The 17,206-nt window shown below is 69.6% G+C and carries 17 protein-coding genes and 2 tRNA genes; 6 read left to right on the top strand and 13 right to left on the bottom strand.

What is annotated here, in order from left to right; translation table 11 throughout:
* Positions 1 to 67: 67 nt before the first annotated feature.
* Positions 68 to 310, top strand: a complete 243-nt coding sequence (locus tag AC3RJ6_RS01155; RefSeq protein WP_491425019.1) for a cell division protein CrgA — start codon at positions 68 to 70, stop codon at positions 308 to 310.
* Positions 311 to 560: 250 nt separating this feature from the next.
* Here the strand turns inward: AC3RJ6_RS01155 and AC3RJ6_RS01150 are convergent, their stop codons facing one another.
* The gene (locus tag AC3RJ6_RS01150) at positions 561 to 1,418 is read right to left on the bottom strand and encodes a rhomboid family intramembrane serine protease (RefSeq protein WP_491425018.1); all 858 of its coding nucleotides are present in this window, start codon (positions 1,416 to 1,418) and stop codon (positions 561 to 563) included.
* Positions 1,419 to 1,425: 7 nt separating this feature from the next.
* Positions 1,426 to 1,971, bottom strand: coding sequence for a peptidylprolyl isomerase (locus AC3RJ6_RS01145; RefSeq protein WP_491425017.1), 546 nt, complete (start codon positions 1,969 to 1,971; stop codon positions 1,426 to 1,428).
* Positions 1,972 to 2,102: 131 nt separating this feature from the next.
* On the opposite strand from AC3RJ6_RS01145, the gene AC3RJ6_RS01140 reads away from it, so the two are divergent.
* Positions 2,103 to 2,618, top strand: coding sequence for a hypothetical protein (locus AC3RJ6_RS01140; protein WP_491425016.1), 516 nt, complete (start codon positions 2,103 to 2,105; stop codon positions 2,616 to 2,618).
* Between the two features lie 112 nt (positions 2,619 to 2,730).
* On the opposite strand, the gene AC3RJ6_RS01135 is transcribed toward AC3RJ6_RS01140, so the two are convergent.
* From AC3RJ6_RS01135 to AC3RJ6_RS01115, 5 genes are read right to left on the bottom strand one after another with little or no spacing between them, the layout of a single operon-like run.
* Positions 2,731 to 4,368, bottom strand: a complete 1,638-nt coding sequence (locus AC3RJ6_RS01135; protein WP_491425015.1) for a dipeptide ABC transporter ATP-binding protein — start codon at positions 4,366 to 4,368, stop codon at positions 2,731 to 2,733.
* On the bottom strand, positions 4,365 to 5,231 hold the full coding sequence (locus tag AC3RJ6_RS01130; RefSeq protein ID WP_491425014.1) for an ABC transporter permease: 867 nt from the start codon (positions 5,229 to 5,231) through the stop codon (positions 4,365 to 4,367). Before AC3RJ6_RS01130 ends, AC3RJ6_RS01135 begins: the two co-directional genes overlap by 4 nt.
* Positions 5,228 to 6,262, bottom strand: a complete 1,035-nt coding sequence (locus AC3RJ6_RS01125) for an ABC transporter permease (protein WP_491425013.1) — start codon at positions 6,260 to 6,262, stop codon at positions 5,228 to 5,230. Before AC3RJ6_RS01125 ends, AC3RJ6_RS01130 begins: the two co-directional genes overlap by 4 nt.
* Complete coding sequence (locus tag AC3RJ6_RS01120; RefSeq protein WP_491425012.1) at positions 6,249 to 7,916, bottom strand: ABC transporter substrate-binding protein; 1,668 nt, start codon at positions 7,914 to 7,916, stop codon at positions 6,249 to 6,251. Before AC3RJ6_RS01120 ends, AC3RJ6_RS01125 begins: the two co-directional genes overlap by 14 nt.
* Positions 7,917 to 7,935: 19 nt before the next feature.
* Positions 7,936 to 9,645 (bottom strand): amidohydrolase, encoded by a 1,710-nt coding sequence (locus tag AC3RJ6_RS01115; protein ID WP_491425011.1) that lies wholly within the window; start codon positions 9,643 to 9,645, stop codon positions 7,936 to 7,938.
* Positions 9,646 to 9,841: 196 nt separating this feature from the next.
* Between AC3RJ6_RS01115 and AC3RJ6_RS01110 the strand changes: the two genes are divergently transcribed.
* The 4 genes from AC3RJ6_RS01110 (at position 9,842) to AC3RJ6_RS01095 (ending at position 12,956) form a co-directional block, all read left to right on the top strand.
* On the top strand, positions 9,842 to 10,543 hold the full coding sequence (locus tag AC3RJ6_RS01110) for a TetR/AcrR family transcriptional regulator (protein ID WP_491425010.1): 702 nt from the start codon (positions 9,842 to 9,844) through the stop codon (positions 10,541 to 10,543).
* A gap of 499 nt (positions 10,544 to 11,042) precedes the next feature.
* On the top strand, positions 11,043 to 11,288 hold the full coding sequence (locus AC3RJ6_RS01105) for a hypothetical protein (RefSeq protein WP_491425009.1): 246 nt from the start codon (positions 11,043 to 11,045) through the stop codon (positions 11,286 to 11,288).
* A gap of 13 nt (positions 11,289 to 11,301) precedes the next feature.
* Positions 11,302 to 11,487 carry a hypothetical protein gene (locus tag AC3RJ6_RS01100; RefSeq protein WP_491425008.1) on the top strand — a complete coding sequence of 62 codons (186 nt, stop codon included), beginning with the start codon at positions 11,302 to 11,304 and terminating at the stop codon, positions 11,485 to 11,487.
* A 101-nt stretch (positions 11,488 to 11,588) separates the two neighbouring features.
* Positions 11,589 to 12,956 carry a carboxylesterase family protein gene (locus tag AC3RJ6_RS01095; RefSeq protein ID WP_491425007.1) on the top strand — a complete coding sequence of 456 codons (1,368 nt, stop codon included), beginning with the start codon at positions 11,589 to 11,591 and terminating at the stop codon, positions 12,954 to 12,956.
* Here AC3RJ6_RS01095 and AC3RJ6_RS01090 read toward each other — a convergent pair whose 3' ends face one another.
* The 6 genes from AC3RJ6_RS01090 to gyrA form a co-directional block, all read right to left on the bottom strand.
* On the bottom strand, positions 12,957 to 13,418 hold the full coding sequence (locus AC3RJ6_RS01090; RefSeq protein WP_491425006.1) for an NUDIX hydrolase: 462 nt from the start codon (positions 13,416 to 13,418) through the stop codon (positions 12,957 to 12,959).
* Between the two features lie 39 nt (positions 13,419 to 13,457).
* The gene (locus AC3RJ6_RS01085) at positions 13,458 to 13,847 is read right to left on the bottom strand and encodes a hypothetical protein (RefSeq protein ID WP_491425005.1); all 390 of its coding nucleotides are present in this window, start codon (positions 13,845 to 13,847) and stop codon (positions 13,458 to 13,460) included.
* A gap of 121 nt (positions 13,848 to 13,968) precedes the next feature.
* A tRNA-Ala gene (locus AC3RJ6_RS01080) sits at positions 13,969 to 14,041 on the bottom strand.
* A 43-nt stretch (positions 14,042 to 14,084) separates the two neighbouring features.
* Positions 14,085 to 14,158 (bottom strand) — tRNA-Ile (locus AC3RJ6_RS01075).
* Positions 14,159 to 14,221: 63 nt separating this feature from the next.
* A complete protein-coding gene (locus tag AC3RJ6_RS01070; protein WP_231429237.1) occupies positions 14,222 to 14,626 on the bottom strand; it encodes a DUF3566 domain-containing protein in 405 nt (134 codons plus the stop codon).
* A 6-nt stretch (positions 14,627 to 14,632) separates the two neighbouring features.
* Complete coding sequence (gene gyrA / locus AC3RJ6_RS01065) at positions 14,633 to 17,146, bottom strand: DNA gyrase subunit A (RefSeq protein ID WP_491426202.1); 2,514 nt, start codon at positions 17,144 to 17,146, stop codon at positions 14,633 to 14,635.
* Between the last annotated feature and the right edge of the window lie 60 nt (positions 17,147 to 17,206).

Raw genomic sequence — 17,206 nt, 5'->3', positions numbered from 1 at the left:
GCGATTCTATTCCGCGCGGTCGTGAGCTCGCTGCGAGCGCACGGTTCCCTCAGCTAGAATCGCCCCCATGGCACGTACGAAATCATCGAAGCCGGCGCGCGCAGAAGCCGCGGCGAACGGCGAGGAGGCGCCGAACCCCGTCTGGTTCAAGCCCGTCATGTTCGGCTTCATGCTGCTCGGGCTCGCCTGGATCATCGTGTTCTACGTCAGCCAGGGCCGCTACCCCATCGCCGACCTCGGTTCGTGGAACATCCTCATCGGCTTCGGCATCGCCTTCATCGGCTTCCTCATGACCACCCGCTGGCGCTGACGCCGGCGAATCTCGACCGCGAAGGGCGGATGCTGCGGCATCCGCCCTTCTGCATGCCCGGCCCGACGGAGCCGGCGCCGGGGTGTTTCCCACACCCCGTCCACCGGTCATCCTCAGCCTCATCCACAGCTTCCCCACCGTTATCCACAGGTGTGGAGATCTCGTTCTCCCGCCTGTCCGCTGAAGTGCCGACAATTACACGCGTGTAACTCTCAACAGCTGTGGAGAGCGCTGTGGATAACTTCGCCGGTCAGACGAGCGGGAAGAAGAAGAAGCGCAGGCTGAGCACGAGCAGCACGGCGACGAGTGCCACGAGCAGCCACACCTGCAGGGCCTGCTGCGACCGCTTGCGGGTCTCGACGAAGATGAGGCCGACGAGCGCACCCGTGACGAGGCCGCCGAGGTGCGCCTGCCAGGCGACGTTGAACCCCGGCAGGAACCCGATCACGAGATTGATGCCGAGCAGGATGAACAGCTGCGTCGTCTGCCCGCCGAGGCGCCGCTGGATGACCAGGAACGCACCCATGAGTCCGAAGATCGCACCCGAGGCACCCACGACGCCGACGCGGGGGTCGGACAGCCACAGCACCCCGACCGAGCCGCCGAGGCCCGCGATCAGGTAGAGCGCGAGGAACCGCCAGCGTCCGAGCAGGCCCTCGAGCAGCTGGCCGAAGATCCACAGCGTGTACATGTTGAGCAGCACGTGGAAGATCAGCGACGTCGAGTGCACGAACACCGACGTCAGCATGCGCCACGGCTCGAGGTTGCCGGGGTGCGAGTACACCCCCGCGTAGAGCAGCCGATCGGTGATCGCGAGGCCCGGGATCAGCTGCAGCACGTACACCGCGAGCGTGATGCCGATGAGGGCATACGTCACGACCGGCGCCCCGCGGCCGGCCGCCGAGCGGGCGCGCGTCAGCACGGCCGGCTTCGTGCCGGGCGCGCTCGCGCGCTGCTCGCGCATGCATTCGGGACAGATCACGCCGACGGCGCCCTGCGTCATGCATTCGGGGCAGATGGTGCGACCGCAGCGCTGGCACAGCACGAAGCTCTGCCGATCGGGGTGCCGATAGCAGTAGTTCGACCGGTCGGCCGCTGGGTCGCTCACCGCGGGGTCAGACCTGCTCGACGGTGATGCTCTCGATGACGACGTCCTCGAGCGGCTTGTCGCGTCCGTCGGTCGCGACAGCGGCGAGCTTGTCGACGACGGCCTGGCTGGCCGGGTCGGTGACCTTGCCGAAGATCGTGTGCTTGCCCTGCAGCCAGGTGGTCGGGCCGACGGTGATGAAGAACTGCGAGCCGTTGGTGCCGCCGCCCGTGATGCGGTCACGGCCGGCGTTCGCCATGGCGAGCACGTAGGGCTCGGTGAAGTCGAGCTCGGGGTTGATCTCGTCGTCGAACTGGTAGCCGGGGCCGCCGATGCCCTGGCCCAGGGGGTCGCCGCCCTGGATCATGAAGCCGGGGATGATGCGGTGGAAGATGACGCCGTCGTAGAGCGGGTCGGTGGTCTTCTGGCCGGTGGCGGGGTGGGTCCACTCGATCTCGCCGGTGGCGAGGCCGACGAAGTTCTTGACGGTCTTCGGGGCGTGGTCGCCGTAGAGGTCGACCTTGATGGGACCGTGGTTCGTGTTGATCGTCGCGACAGCGGTGTGAATCGACATGCCCACCATTCTCGCACGGCGCCTCGGCGCGAATTCGGCTCGCGGCATGAATCGGAGCGACTCCCACCCCGTTTCCAGCCGGTTCGGTGGCAAGATGGGAGGAGTTCGCTGTACTGACGATGGAGGTCGACATGAGCCTGTCACGCAAGCGCCGGAAGGAACTCAAGCGACTGCGGAGCAGCGCCGAGGAACTCTGGGGAAACCAGCAGCACGTGCTCGAGCACGCCAATGCGGTCGCTCGCGAGGCCAGCCGACAGCTCGGGCACCTCACTCGTGAAGAGGTCGTGCCGCGGGTTCGCACCGGGTACGACAGCTACGTGCGCCCGGGCGTTGCGACCGCCGGGCGCTACGCGCGCTCGGCCGGCGACACGGCGCAGCGCGGTCTCGGCACCGCACTCGGCTCGATCCTCGCGATCGGCGACATCGCCAACGACACCCGCGTGCGCCACGCGCTCGAGCGGGTCTCGCCGCGGGCGACGGTCGTGGTCGAGGAGAAGAAGGGTCCGGGCGTCGGCACCTGGCTCGCGATCGGCGCCGGCGTGGTGGCCGCCGCGGGCGTGGCCTACGCCGTCTGGCAGACCTTCCGCGCCGACGACGAGCTGTGGGTCGCCGACGACGAGCCGAACGGCCCCACGAGCCAGGGCTGATCCCCGACGCTGAACGACGACGAACGGCCCCCGCATTCGCGGGGGCCGTTCGTGCGTGCGGGCCGTGGAGGCGACCGCGGGCGGGCTCACCGAGGACCGGCGGCCGGCACCGTCAGGCGGATGCCTCGGCGCGGGCCGGCTCGGGTGCCCATTCGGGTCGTGGCACCGAGTCGATGAGCAGCTGGGTGTAGGGGTGCTGCGGTGCGGCGAGCAGCTCACTCGTCTCGCCGCGCTCGACGATCTCGCCGTAGCGCATGACGACGGTCTCCTCGCAGACCCGGCGCACGACCGCGAGGTCGTGGCTGATGAACAGCAGCGTGAGTCCGCGCTCCGCCCGGATGCGGGCGACGAGGTCGAGCACCTGCGCCTGCACCGAGACGTCGAGCGCGCTCGTGGCCTCGTCCATGACGAGCACGTCGGGTTCGATCGCGAGCGCACGCGCGATCGCGACGCGCTGACGCTGACCGCCCGAGAGGGTGCGAGGGCGCGCCTGCGCGTGCTGCGCGCCGAGACCGACCTGTTCGAGCAGCTCGACAACCTTCGCGCGGGCGTCGGTCGTCGACAGCTCGGTGTGCAGCCGGAGCCCGTCCTCGATGGCGCGGCCCGCCGTGATGCGCGGGTCGAGCGAGAGGTACGGATCCTGGAAGACCATCTGCACGCTGCGCGCGTGCGCGATGCGCTCCGCACGCGAGCGCGGTGCGACCGTGCGATCGCGACCGGCCACGCGGATCTCACCGGTGTCGGGCGCCTCGAGGCCGACGATCATGCGGGCGAGCGTCGACTTGCCCGAACCCGACTCGCCGACGACCGCGAGCGCCCGGCCCCGCTCGAGCTCCACGTCGGTGGGGGCGACGGCGTGCACCGGCGGCTTGCCGCGCAGGTGGTAGGTCTTCGAGACGCCCCGCACGTCGAGCATGACCTCGGAGGACGGCGCCGCCGGCGAGGCATCCTCGACCGCGATCGCCGGTGCCGCAGGACCGCCGACGGTGGGGGTCGCCGCGACGAGGCGCTTCGTGTAGTCGGCGGTGGGCGTGCTGAACACGCGGCGGGCGTCGCCGGTCTCCTCGACGCGGCCCGTGCTCATGACGACCACGCGGTCGCAGATCGAGGCCGCGAGGTTGAGGTCGTGGGTGATGAAGAGCATGCCCATGCCGCGGCTCGCCCGCTGCTCGACGAGCACCCGGATGATCTCGGCCTGAGTGGTCACGTCGAGCGCGGTCGTCGGCTCGTCGCAGACGAGCAGCTTGGGCGAGCTCGTGAGCGCACCGGCGATCATGACGCGCTGCAGCATGCCGCCCGAGAACTCGTGCGGGTACTGCTTGAGGTGGTCCTCCGGGCGCGGCAGCCGCACGGCGGCGAGCAGTTCGATCGCGCGGGCCCGCGCATCGGACTCGGACTTGCCCTCGCAGAGGCGCAGCGTCTCGGTCATGTGGTCGCCGATGGTGCGCATCGGGTTGATGCCCGCGCGGGGATCCTGGAAGATCATCGCGGCGGCGTGACGCCGCACGTCGAGCACGTCGCGCTTGCCGGCGGCGACCAGGTCGTGGCCGTCGACGACGACGCGACCGCCGAGGGTCGAGGCGTCGGGGGTGAGGCCGAGCACGGTGCGCGCCGTGAGCGACTTGCCCGAGCCCGACTCCCCCACGAGTCCCACGGTCTCGCCCGCCTCCACGGCGAGCGAGATGCCGTCGAGCAGCCGGGTGCCGTTCGGCAGGTCGAGCGTCAGGTCGGAGATGTCGAGCAGGCTCATGCGGGGATCTCGCCTCCGATGCGGTCGGAGAGCTCTTCTCCGATGATGTTGAACGCCACGACGACGAGCACGACGCAGATCGCCGGCTCGAGCGCGGGCAGGAAGTGGCCGCCGACGATGCCCGCCTGGGCCTCGTTGATCATCGCGCCCCAGTCGGGTGTCGGCGGCTGGACGCCGAGGCCGAGGAACGACAGGCCCGCGAGCTCGGCGAGCACGTAGCCGAAGTTGAGGGTCGACTGCGCGCCGACGATCGGGGTGACGTTCGGCAGCACCCGGCGCAGTGCGATCCACGGGCCGCTGAAGCCCTGCACGCGGTAGGCGGCGACGTAGGGACGGGTGCGCTCGGCCTTGATGAGGGCGCGGGTGAGCCGGGCGACGAACGGCGCGTAGGCGATGCTCATCGCGATCACCGGGGCGACGAGCCCCTTGCCGAAGAGCGCGACCGCCATGATCGCGAGCAGCAGCGAGGGGAAGGCGAACAGCACGTCGAAGATGCGGCCGAGCACCGCGTCGATCCAGCCGCCGCGCCAGCCCGCGATGAGGCCGAGCAGCATGCCGATGATGGTCGAGCCGATGACGACGAGCAGGGGCCCGAGCAGGGCTGTCCGCGCGCCGAAGATGAGCCGGCTGAGCAGGTCGCGGCCGAGGCCGTCGGTGCCGAGCCAGTGCTCGGGGCTGGGCGGTGCGTAGACCGCGGCGAAGTCGAGCGCGTCGGGCGGGTACGGCGCGATGAAGGGCGCGAAGACCGCGGCGAGCGTCATCACGGCGATGACGCCGACGGCGATGCCGAAGGTCGCGGTCGCGGGCCTCAGCCTGGGCGCTCGCATCACCTCGACGGCGAGGGTGTTGTTCGAGACGGTCATCGTGCACTTGCTCCTGCGGCGGATCGCGGGTCGATGAGAGGTTCGGCGATGTCGATGACCGCGTTGACGACCACGAACGTGGTGACGACGAGCATCACGATCGCCTGGACGACGGGGAAGTCGAGGCGGTCGACCGAGGCGACGAGCAGCGAGCCGATGCCGGCGATGCCGAACGCGGCCTCGACGATCGTCGAGGCGACGATGAGGCCGGCCACGAGCACGCCCGAGACGGTGAGGATCGGGCCGAGCGCGTTGCGGAACACGTGCCGCCGGATGACGGTGCCGCGCTTGAGACCGCGGCTCGTGGCGACCTCGACGTGCTCGCGACCGAGCTGCTCGACCATCGACGAGCGGGTCACCTTGCCCACGAGCACGACGAACACGATCGCCAGGGCGATCGACGGCAGCACGAGGTGGTAGACCGTGTCGGCGAAGCCCTCGCCCGAGCCGAAGGTGGGGAACCAGCCGAGCTGCACCGCGAAGACGGCGATGAGCACGATCGACCCGACGAACGAGGGGATGGCGCTCAGCACGGTCAACCCGATGAGGGTCGCCCGGTCGAGCACCTTGCCCTTGTTGAGCGACGCGACGATGCCGGCGGTGAGGCCGACGATCGCGATGAGGACGCCCGACATCACGACGAGCATGAGCGTGACGGGGAGGCGCTCGCCGATCACGGTCGACACGTCCTGGCGGTACTGGAGCGACCGGCCCCAGTCGCCCTGCAGCGCACCGAACAGCCAGTCGAGGTACTGCTGCCACGGCGGCAGGTCGAGTCCGTACTGCTCGGTGACCTGGGCGACGGCCTCGGCGCTCGGCTTGCGACCGCGGAGGAGGAAGCTCACGGGGTCGCCCGGCACGAGGAACCGGGAGAAGAAGACGAGCAGGGACGCGAGGAAGAGGGTCAGCGCGAGGCTGCCGAGCTTGCCCGCGATCCGCCGGACCGCGGCGGCCGTGTGGCCGCCGCGGCCGGGACGGGCGGCCGCCGCGCGCTGCGCGGCGACCGCCTTGGTGGAGCTATCGAGCGCCAATGGTGGCCGCCCACGGGTAGTAGAGGAACGCGATCGACGGCGAGGCGCCGGTGATGCGGTCGTTCATGTACATGGTCATGGGGCCGGTGAACAGCGGCAGCCACGGCAGCTGCTCGTTGGCGATGTGCTGGAGCCGGCTCGTGAGCTTCGCGCGCTCCTCGGAGTCGAACGTGCCGACGGCCTGGGTCGCGATCTCGTCGAACTCGGGGTCGGACCAGTTGCCGTAGTTGCTGAACTCGCCCGTGCGCAGCACGCCGTACATCTCCAGCGGGTCGGGGCTCGAGAGGTACCAGACCGTGTAGAACATGTCGATGCCCTCACGAGCGCTCGGGTCGCTGAACAGCGCCGTGTAGGCGTTCGGCGTGACGGTCTCGATCTTGGCGTCGAGACCGATCGACTGGGCGGCCGCGACGGTCGCCTGCGAGATCACGGAGAAGTCGTTGCCGATCGGCGCGGTCGCGAAGACGAGCTCCTCACCGGTCGCGCCGGCGTCCTCGACGAGCTGCTTCGCCGCCTCGAGGTCGTTCGGGTACTCCTCGAGTCCGCTGAACGCCTCGTCGCGAGTGGCATCGGTCGCACCGGTCCACACGGACTCGGTCGTGAGTGCGTCCGTGACCTCGCCGTAGCCCTTCAGTGCGGCATCCAGGATGCCCTGCCGGTCGAGCGCCATGAGCAGCGCCTGACGGACGCGCTGGTCGCCGAGCGGGCCGTCGAGGTTCGAGATGATGAGGCTCGACACGGCCGAGGTGAGGCCGAAGTACACGTCGCCGTCGCCCGAGCCGCGCAGCTGGTCGATCGCGTCGACCGGGATCATGAAGCCGCCGTCGACGTCGCCCGACTTGAGGGCGTTCGTGCGGGCGTTCGCGTCGTTCATGAAGACGATCTGCACCTCGCCCGACTTGGCCTTCAGCGAGTCGTCCCAGTAGTCGTCGTAGCGGGTGAGCGTGACCGACTCCCCCGACTTCCACTCGGTGAGCTCGAACGGGCCGGTGCAGTTCACGAGTCCGGTGGAGTTGCCGTAGTCGGCGCCCTTCTCGGCGAGGGTCTTCGCCGACTCGACGACGCCGGCCGAGCCGCCGAGCCCCTGGTTGAACTGCGAATCGGGGATCGTCGTCGTGACGGTGACCTCCATGTCGCCGGTCTGCTCGATCGAGGCGACGTTCTGGTACACCGAGTACCACGACGAACCGACGGCGGGGTCGAGGTGGCGCTGCATCGAGGCGACGACGTCGGCCGCGGTGAGCGGGCTGCCGTCGTGGAAGGTCACCCCCTCGCGGATCTCGTAGACCCACGTCAGGTCGCTCGTCTGCTCGTACGATTCGGCGAGCCCGGGCGAGAGCGTGTAGTCGGGGTTGAGGCGCAGCAGCGACTCGCACACGTTCGCGAGCACCTGGTTGTCGGCGTAGTCGAACGCGTACGCGTAGTCGAGCGAGTACGGCTCGGCGTACGACGCCCAGCTGAACGAGTCGATGTCGCCCGACGGTGCGGGCGTGGTGTCGGTGATCTCCCAGTTCGCGGATCCGGTCGGCCCGTCGTCGGACGAGTCGGCCGTGCAGCCGGTCAGTGCGATGAGCGCCGCGGTCGCGCCCGCGACGAGCGCGACGCTGCGCCGTCCGGCCGGGGTTCGGGCGATTCTGGTGGGGTTCGGGGACATCGGGGTGGCCTCCTCGAGGTCAGGCGGTGAGGGTCGGTTCGGTGGACGAGGTGGTGCGCGGCAGGGCGTCGGTCGATCGGGTGTAGACCGGCTCGCCCTCGATCCACGTCGAGGCCACCGTCGTGCGGTGCAGCTCCTCGGCGGGAACGGTGAAGGGATCTGGTTCGAGCACGACGAGGTTCGCGAGGTAGCCCTCGCGGACGTACCCGGTGTCGTGTTCGCGGTGGTTCACGTAGGCGGTGCCCGAGGTGTAGGCGGCCATCGCCGTCGCGAGGTCGAGGCGCTGGTGGGCACCGCCGAGCGGTTGCGCGTCGACGCCGGGTGCGACGCGGGTCACCGCGATGTGGATCGCGGCCATGGGATCGGCCGACGAGACCGGCCAGTCGCTGCCGGCGGCGAGGCGGGCGCCGTCGCGCACGAGGTCGCCGAAGGGGTACTGGCGCGCCTCCTGGCCGTCCTGCAGGAACGGCAGGGTGAGGTCGTCGATCTGGTCCTCGTGCGTCGCCCACAGCATCTGCAGGTTCGCGACGGCGTCGAGCTCCGCGAAGCGGGGCGTCTCGGCCTCGGCGACGACCTGCAGGTGCGCGAGGTGGTGGCGGGCGTCGCTCGGCCCGTTCGCGGCACGGGCGGCGGCGACGGCATCGAGCGCCTCGCGCACGGCGCGGTCTCCGAGGGCGTGGAAGTGCACCTGCTGGCCCTGCGCATCCAGTGCCGCGACGGCCTCGCGCAGCAGCGCGGGATCGACGAACGAGATGCCGTGGTTGTGCGTGTCGTGGCCGTGGCCGTCGCGGTAGGGCGTGAGCATCGCGGCGGTCTGGTTCTCGGCGACGCCGTCGACCATGATCTTCGTGGTGCCGAGCGAGAGCCGCTCGGGCCGGCCGAGGGCGTCGATCTCCTCTCGGCGGCGCACCATCTCGGCGACCTGCTCGAGGCCGCCGTCGCGCTCCCACCACTGGGCACCGACCACGTGCACCTCGAGCACGCCCTCGTCGAGCGCCCGCCGGTAGGCGGCGAGCCCGTCGGGGACGCCGGCGGCCCCGCCCGCGACCATCGCGTCCTGCCAGCCCGTGATGCCGAGCGCGATCAGCTCCTCCTGCGCCCGCAGCAGGCCGCGGTAGACGAGCTCGGCGCTCGGTGCCGGCCGCACCTCGGCGAAGAACTCCATCGCGCCCTCGTGGAACGTGCCGGCTGGTGCGCCGTCGGCCTCGCGCTCGATCCGGCCGTCGGCCGGGTCGGGGGTGGATGCCTCGAGGCCGGCGAGCTCGATGGCCTTCGTGTTCGCCCACGCACTGTGGTGGTCGCGGCTCATGAGCAGTACGGGGCGGTCGGGCAGGATCGCATCGAGCAGGCCGCGCACGGGGGCACCGCCCGGGAAGTGGTCCATCGACCAGCCGCCGCCGAGGATCCACGGCTCGCCGGGGTTCGCGGCGGCATAGGCGGCGACGGACGCGACCGCCTCGTCGGCGCTCTCGGCCTCGGTGAGGTTGCACTGGAGCAGCTCGACGCCGCCGCCGACGGGGTGGATGTGCGCGTCCTGGAATCCGGGGCTGAGCAGTGCGCCGTCGAGCTCGACGATGCGCGTCGCGTCGCCGACGAGGGCGGATGCCTCGGTCTCGGGGACGATCGCGGTGACGCGATCGCCGGTCACGGCGACGGCGTGACCGCGGAGCGGCTCTCCCGTGCCGGTGAAGACGGATCCCCCGGTGAACAGTACGTCGGCAACAGGCACTTCGCCCCTCGTTCCTCATCGAATGCGTCGGACGAGGTGACGATAGCCCGGTGAAACTCGCGCTGTCAACACTGTTGACAGCGCCCTTGACCTGATTGTTATGCTGTCGGGGCTGCCACGCTCGCGAGGTCTTCGCGACACAGGGGTCGCGGGCGTGGCAGCATGAACAGGGGCGCAGCAGCCGAAGGGAGATCCGATGCCGACGAGCACCGCACGACGTCGCGAACCCTCGGGCTCGACGGGCAAGACCCGCCTCGATCGCGAATCGATCATCGCCGCGGGCCTCGAGCTCGCCGCCACCGCGTCGACCTCGCTCTCGGTGCGCGAGCTCGGCGCCCACCTCGGCGCCGACCCGACGGCCATCTACCGGCACTTCCGCAACAAGGACCAGTTGATGCAGGCCCTGCTCGACGAGTTGACACGGCGCAGCGTCGAGTCGGTCACCGCCGACCGTGACGACTGGCGCGGGCGCCTTCGCCAGATGGCCGCCGCGACGCTCGACCAGTACTCGAAGCACCCGCCGATCGGCGTCGAGGCGACCGTGCTCACGACCCACGGCACCGGCGAGCTCGACGCGATCGAGCTCATGCTCGACTGCTTCACGATCGCCGGCCTGAGCGGCGACGACCTCGTGCGCCACTACGCCCTGCTCGCCTCGCACGTGCTCTCGAGCGCCGCCGGTATCGCGCGCGCCCGCGGCGAGCAGCGCGAACACGGCATCACCGACGACGAACCGAGCCCCTGGTTCGACGGGCCGCTCCTGGCGGATCCGCGTCGTTACCCGCTGATCACCTCGATCAACACGCGGCTGCTCGACCTCGAGGATCGCGAGCTGTTCATGCTCGGCGTCGAGGCCGTCATCCAGTCGGCCGAACGCACCGTCGAAGCCCGCTCCTGACACCGCTCCCCTCAGGGCCTGCACTGATTTCGAAGAAATCTGAGAAATCGCCTTGCGGTCGGCGTGAGTTCCCCGCTAGTGTCTGATTCCGGTGCGAAACGCGCCGGAGACGAAGAGAGGAGTTGATCCCAATGATGAAGTACATCTTCACGCCAGCATTCACCGCCGGCCGCTCGGTGATCCTCCTCACCGCTCCGGCCTGCTAGTTCTCCGCCCCGGGCTTCGCCGATCGCTCTGATCCGCTGACGCCCAGCCACCTTCGAGGTGCAAGCCGCGGCATCGCCGCAGCATCCGTCACACCCGACCCTCCGTCGGAGCAGACGATCGGATGCCGTGCTTCCGCCCAGTCGGCCAGCGGCTCCGCCGCGACTCACCCGGCGACCGGACCAGACGTCCGCATCGCCGCATCACCCCCTCGATGTCGTCGCCGCGACCGTGGCGATGCACTCCGCACCGACCGGTGCACCATCCAACACCACCCTTGAATGAAGGACACACCGTGAACACCAGTTCTCTCGCCCTCGGCCAGTCGCAGCGACAGGCCACCGACGTTCGCGCCCAGGCGCAACGACTCAACGAGCGCATCGCCCTCCGCGCCGGACTCGCGCTCATCGCGTGGAGCCGCCGCCAGAGCGAGCGTCTCTCGCACGAGGCCGTGCTCCTGCGTCAGCAGAACACCCGCCTCGCGCACCGGGTCCGCGGCGGCGACGTCCAGCGCGTCGCCCTCGTCGCCCACCACCTGTGATCGGACACCTCGCATGTCCAGCACGATGATCACCCCCACCGACGGCGCCGCCGCCATCGCGGCGGCGCCGTCCCCCCTCGCCCACTCCCCCGCCCGGGATGCCTCGACAGCGCTCACGGCTCCCGCGGCGCCGGCACGTCGCCGGCGGTTCGACCTCGGTCGGAACGTCGACGTCGTGCCGGCGCCCCGCGCCGCCTGACCCCCGCGCCCTCCCGGACTGGGGGCACGGCACCAGTACGACGCGCGTAGCCTCCGTGCCATGGGCCCGCGGCCAGCGGACCGCGCGGAACGGAGCCGACCATGCGACCGACGTCTCGACCACCTTCTGGCCGCCGCATCACCCGCGGCGCGCTGACCGGCATCGCCGTCGCGGGACTCGCCGCGGCGCTGCTGGCCGTCGGCGCACCCGCCGAAGCACGGAGCACGACCGACCGCTATCCCGTCGCCGACTCCTACGAGTACGTGAACTGGGACTGCGGCTATCCGATGGAGGTCGCGGGCTCGCTCACCGGCAGCGTCGTCGAACGCCTCGACAGCCGCACCGACTTCATCTACGCGACCTCGAGGCTGCGTCTCAGCGAACGGTGGACCAACGCCGATGGCGAATGGTTCGACCTCACCGTGAACGAGGCCTTCGTGAATCTGCCGGCGAAGAGCATCGGCGACGGACGCTACCTCGCCGCCTCGCAGGAGGCCGGTCAGCCGCTGGTCGTCACCGACTCGAGCGGCACGGTCGTCTCGCGCGACCGCGGCGGAATCCGGTTCTCGTACATCCTCGAGCCGCCCGACGGTTTCGAGTTCCTGGATGCGCGCGTCGCCGCGCCGCATCCCGGATTCTTCGAGGACCTGTGCGCGATCGTCGCCCCGCTCGTGGGCACCGACTCGGCGACGCGGCTCACCGAGCACCCGCTCGGCACCACCGATGCCGGCATGGGCTACGTCGAGTACCTGCCGCCGGACTACAGCCCGAACGGCGCAGGCAGTCCGCTGCTCATCGCCGCGAACGGCTACGGCGAGAACGGCGACGGTTCGGCCGAGCAGCTCGGCAACCTCTACGGCACCGGCATCCCGCGCTTCATCGCCGTCGGCGGCTGGCCGGCCGACCGCCCCCTCGTGGTGCTCGCGACCCAGCACATCGATGGCGGCTCGGCGGCTCCCTGTTCGGACAGCGACCCGTGGCCGGGCTCGTGCGTGATGCAATGGCAGCACGACGAGGACCACGCCGCACCGACCGCGTGCACCACGCCCGACGAACTGCACGACTTCATCGCGTACGCCGTCGCGAACTACCACGTCGACCCGACGCGGGTGTACGTCACGGGGCTCTCCTGCGGCGGCTTCGGGGTCTGGGAGTACCTCGCGAAGTACGGCCACGAGCAGGTCGCGGCGGCCGTACCGGTCGCCGGCGAGGGCCGGCCCGCCTGGGCGACCGCCGCGTGCGGGCTCGATGCGGTCGGCATCTGGGCGTTCCACGGCGAGGTCGACGACATCGTCGACCCGCGCGGCAGCGTCGAGCCCATGACCGGGCTGCAGGCGTGCGCCGGCGTCGACCCCGAACGGGCGAAACTCACGGTCTACCCAGGACTCGACCACGCCGGCTGGGACCAGGCGTACAGCGGCAGCGAAGGCGACGACATCTACGGCTGGATGCTCGCGCAGACGAACTGATCAGGCGAGCGAGCCCCGTGAACCGGCCGGCGGCACGCCGTCGGCCGGTTCGGCATCGTTCAGCCGGAGCGCGATGTCGACGAGGCTCACCCGCTTGAGCCCCGAGACCTCGCCGAGCGGGACCCATCGTGCCTCGTCGCTCGAGCCGCCGACCTCGCTGCGGAGCTCGCCGCCCACGACGCTCGCCCGGTAGATCACGCGCATCGCGTAGAGCGGCACCGCCCCGGTGTGGCGTTTGGCCGCGGGGATGACCATCGTGTCGATGCCGAGCAGGCGATCGACGGATGCCTCGTACCCGGTCTCCTCCGCGATCTCGCGACGCGCGGCCGCCGTCGGATGCTCATCGCCCTCGATGCCGCCGCCCGGCAGCGTCCAGCCGGACCGGCCGTGCTCGTTCCAGTGCGACAGCAGGATCTCGCCGTCGCGGATGATCACGCCGTACGCGGCGATGCGGATATCCATCCCGTCACCCTACCCGCGCACTCCGGCGTCGAGCCGGGATCAGCTCTGGATCATCGAGTCGTTCTGCACGGTGTCGTACGACGACGCGCTCAGCGACGGGTCGCCGCCGAGGGCCTGGGCCTTCGCGACCTCGGGGGTCACGCTCGCCTGCGAGACGTTGCCGCGGTCGTCGATGTACTCCTGCTCGATGCGGCGCTTCGCCCGCTCGCGCTCGGCGAGCCCCTTGCCTCGGGCGATGACGTACACGAGCGCCGTGAGGAACGGCACGAAGACGAGGAAGATCAACCAGATCGCCTTCGCCCAGCCGGCGAGCTTCGGGTCGCGGAACAGGTCGAGCACGATCGTGAAGAGCACCACGAGGTACGCGATGAAGACGAAGACCCCGAAGAGGCCGCTGAAGATGTTCCAGAAGTTCGTCCACATGTCCATCGTGGTCGCCTTTCGCTGTGATCGAGACGCGCCAGGATCGCCGGTGCGTATGGCTCAAGATTAGCGGACGGGGACCCGTCCGACCGAGCGAGAAGATCACGCGCTTCGCACGAAATGAGGGTGGAGCCTAGGAGAATCGAACTCCTGACATCCTGCTTGCAAAGCAGGCGCTCTACCAACTGAGCTAAGGCCCCTCGGCAGGTGCCCGAGGGGCACCTGCGATGTGGAGTTTTGGAGTGGGGATACGAGGACTTGAACCTCGGACCTCTTCGTTATCAGCGAAGCGCTCTAACCGCCTGAGCTATATCCCCGAATTTCGGCCGAAGGACAGACTACCCGACTCCGGGCGAAAGTCCGAATCGAGCCGAAACGACCTAGTTGTTCGTGAATCCGACGAGGATTCCGCCCGTGATCTTGACGCTCAGGTTGTACAGCACGGCGAGGATCGCGCCGAGCGCCGTCGTCACGACGAGGTTGAGGAGCGACGCCACGATCGCGAAGCCCATGACGTTGCCGAGCGACAGCACCGACGACAGGTCGCCGCCCGTGCCCGCCACGTCTTTCACGAGCTCGTTGAGCTTGTCGAAGACGTCGGTCGAGTTGAGCACCGTCCAGATGAGGAACGTCGCCACGATCGACACCACCGCGAGGCAGACCGCCACGAGGAACGACAGCTTCACCGCCGACCAGAAGTCGATGTAGACGAGCCGCAGGCGCACCTGCTTGGCCGGGGGGCGCTTGCTCGACTTGCGGGCCAGCTTCTCGGCGACGCTACTCATAGACGATTACTCCTCTCCCGCGGGTTCTGCCGCCTCGGATTCGGCGGCCTCCTCCACGAGATTCCGTTCGGAATTCTTCGCGATGGCGATGATCTTGTCGTCCTCGGCGAACTTCGCGAAGACGACGCCCATCGTATCCCTGCCCTTGGCCGGGACCTCGGCGACATCGGAGCGTACCACCTTGCCGCTGGCAAGAACCACCAGCACCTCGTCGTCGGACCCGACGATGAGGGCGCCGGCGAGGTCGCCGCGGTCTTCGCTCAGCTTGGCGACCTTGATGCCCAGGCCGCCGCGGTTCTGCAGGCGATACTGGCTGACCGCCGTGCGCTTCGCGTAGCCGCCCTCGGTGACGACGAACACGTACTGCGCATCCACGACCTCGGCCGCGGCATCCACCGCATTCTCAGCCTCTTCACCGGAATCCGCCCCGGAGCCGGGCACGACGTTCGCGGCGAGCAGCGCGTCACCCTCGCGGAAGGCCATGCCCTTCACGCCGGAGGTGGAGCGGCCCATCGGGCGCAGTGCCTCGTCGGTGGCCTCGAAGCGGAGCGACATGCCCTTCTTCGAGACGAGCAGGATCTCGTCGTGCTCGTCGGCGAGCATCGCCGAGACGAGCTCGTCGCCGTCGCGCAGGTTGATCGCGATGACGCCGCGCGAGCGGTTCGTGTCGTAGGCCGTGAGGTCGGTCTTCTTGACGAGTCCGCCGCGGGTCGCGAGCACGAGATACTTCGCGGCCTCGTAGTCGCGGATGTCGAGGATCTCGGCGATCTCCTCATCGGGCTGCATCTCGAGCAGGTTGGCGACGTGCTGGCCCTTCGCGTCGCGGCCGGCCTCCTGGATCTCGTACGCCTTCGCCCGGTAGACCCGGCCCATGTTCGTGAAGAACAGCAGCCAGTGGTGGGTCGTCGTGACGAAGAAGTGGTCGACCACATCGTCGGCGCGCAGCTGCGCGCCCTTCACGCCCTTGCCGCCGCGGTGCTGCGAGCGGTAGTTGTCGCTGCGCGTGCGCTTGACGTAGCCGCCGCGGGTGACCGTGACCACCATCTCCTCTTCGGGGATGAGGTCCTCGACCGACATGTCGCCGTCGAAGCCGGGCACGATGTGCGTGCGGCGCTCGTCGCCGTACTTCTCGACGATCTCGGCGAGCTCCTCGGAGACGATCGTGCGCTGGCGCGACGGCGTCGCGAGGATGTCGTTGTAGTCGGCGATCTTCGCCTCGAGCTCGTTCGCCTCGTCGATGATCTTCTGGCGCTCGAGGGCGGCGAGCCGGCGCAGCTGCATCGCGAGGATCGCGTCGGCCTGCAGGTCGTCGATGTCGAGCAGGTCCTTCAGACCGTCGCGCGCGACGTCGACCGTGGCCGACGCGCGGATGAGGGCGATGACCTCGTCGAGGGCATCGAGCGCCTTGAGGTACCCGCGCAGGATGTGCATGCGCGCCTCGGCCTCGCGCAGCAGGTACTGCGTGCGGCGGACGATGACCTCGATCTGGTGGTCGACCCAGTGCGCGACGAACCCGTCGATCGAGAGCGTGCGAGGCACGCCGTCGACGATCGCGAGCATGTTCGCGCCGAAGTTCTCCTGCAGCTGGGTGTGCTTGTACAGGTTGTTGAGCACGACCTTCGCCACCGCGTCGCGCTTGAGCACGATCACGAGGCGCTGGCCGGTGCGGCCCGAGGTCTCGTCGCGGATGTCGGCGATGCCCGAGATCTTGCCGTCCTTCACGAGGTCGGCGATCTTGATGGCGAGGTTGTCGGGGTTGACCTGGTACGGCAGCTCGGTGACGACGAGACACGTCCGACCGTGGATCTCCTCCACCTCGACGACCGCACGCATCGTGATCGAGCCGCGACCCGTGCGGTAGGCGTCGGTGATGCCCTTCACGCCGAGGATCTGGGCGCCCGTCGGGAAGTCGGGTCCCTTGATGCGCTGCAGCAGCGCCTCCTGCAGCTCCTCGCGGGATGCCTCGGGGTGTTCGAGGTACCACTGGGCGCCGTCGGCCACCTCGCGGAGGTTGTGCGGCGGGATGTTCGTCGCCATGCCGACGGCGATGCCGACGGAGCCGTTGACGAGCAGGTTCGGGAACCGGGCCGGCAGGATCGAGGGCTCCTGCGTGCGGCCGTCGTAGTTGTCCTGGAAGTCGACGGTCTCCTTGTCGATGTCGCGCACCATCTCGAGCGCGAGCGGAGCCATCTTCGTCTCGGTGTACCGGGGGGCGGCCGCGCCGTCGTTGCCGGGCGAGCCGAAGTTGCCCTGGCCGAGCGCGAGCGGGTAGCGCAGGCTCCACGGCTGCACGAGGCGGACGAGTGCGTCGTAGATCGCGGTGTCGCCGTGCGGGTGGAACTGGCCCATGACGTCGCCGACGACACGTGCGCACTTCGAGAACGCCTTGTCAGGACGGTAGCCGCCGTCGTACATCGCGTAGATCACGCGGCGATGCACGGGCTTCAGTCCGTCGCGCACGTCGGGCAGCGCACGGCCGACGATGACGCTCATGGCGTAGTCGAGGTACGACCGCTGCATCTCGAGCTGCAGGTCGACCTGGTCGATCTTGCCGTGGATGCCGGGGCCCTCGCCGTTGTC

The organism is Agromyces cucurbitae (genome assembly GCF_058349945.1).
Note: the sequence above shows the minus strand (reverse complement) of the source record. Positions and strands in the feature narration are given on the sequence as shown.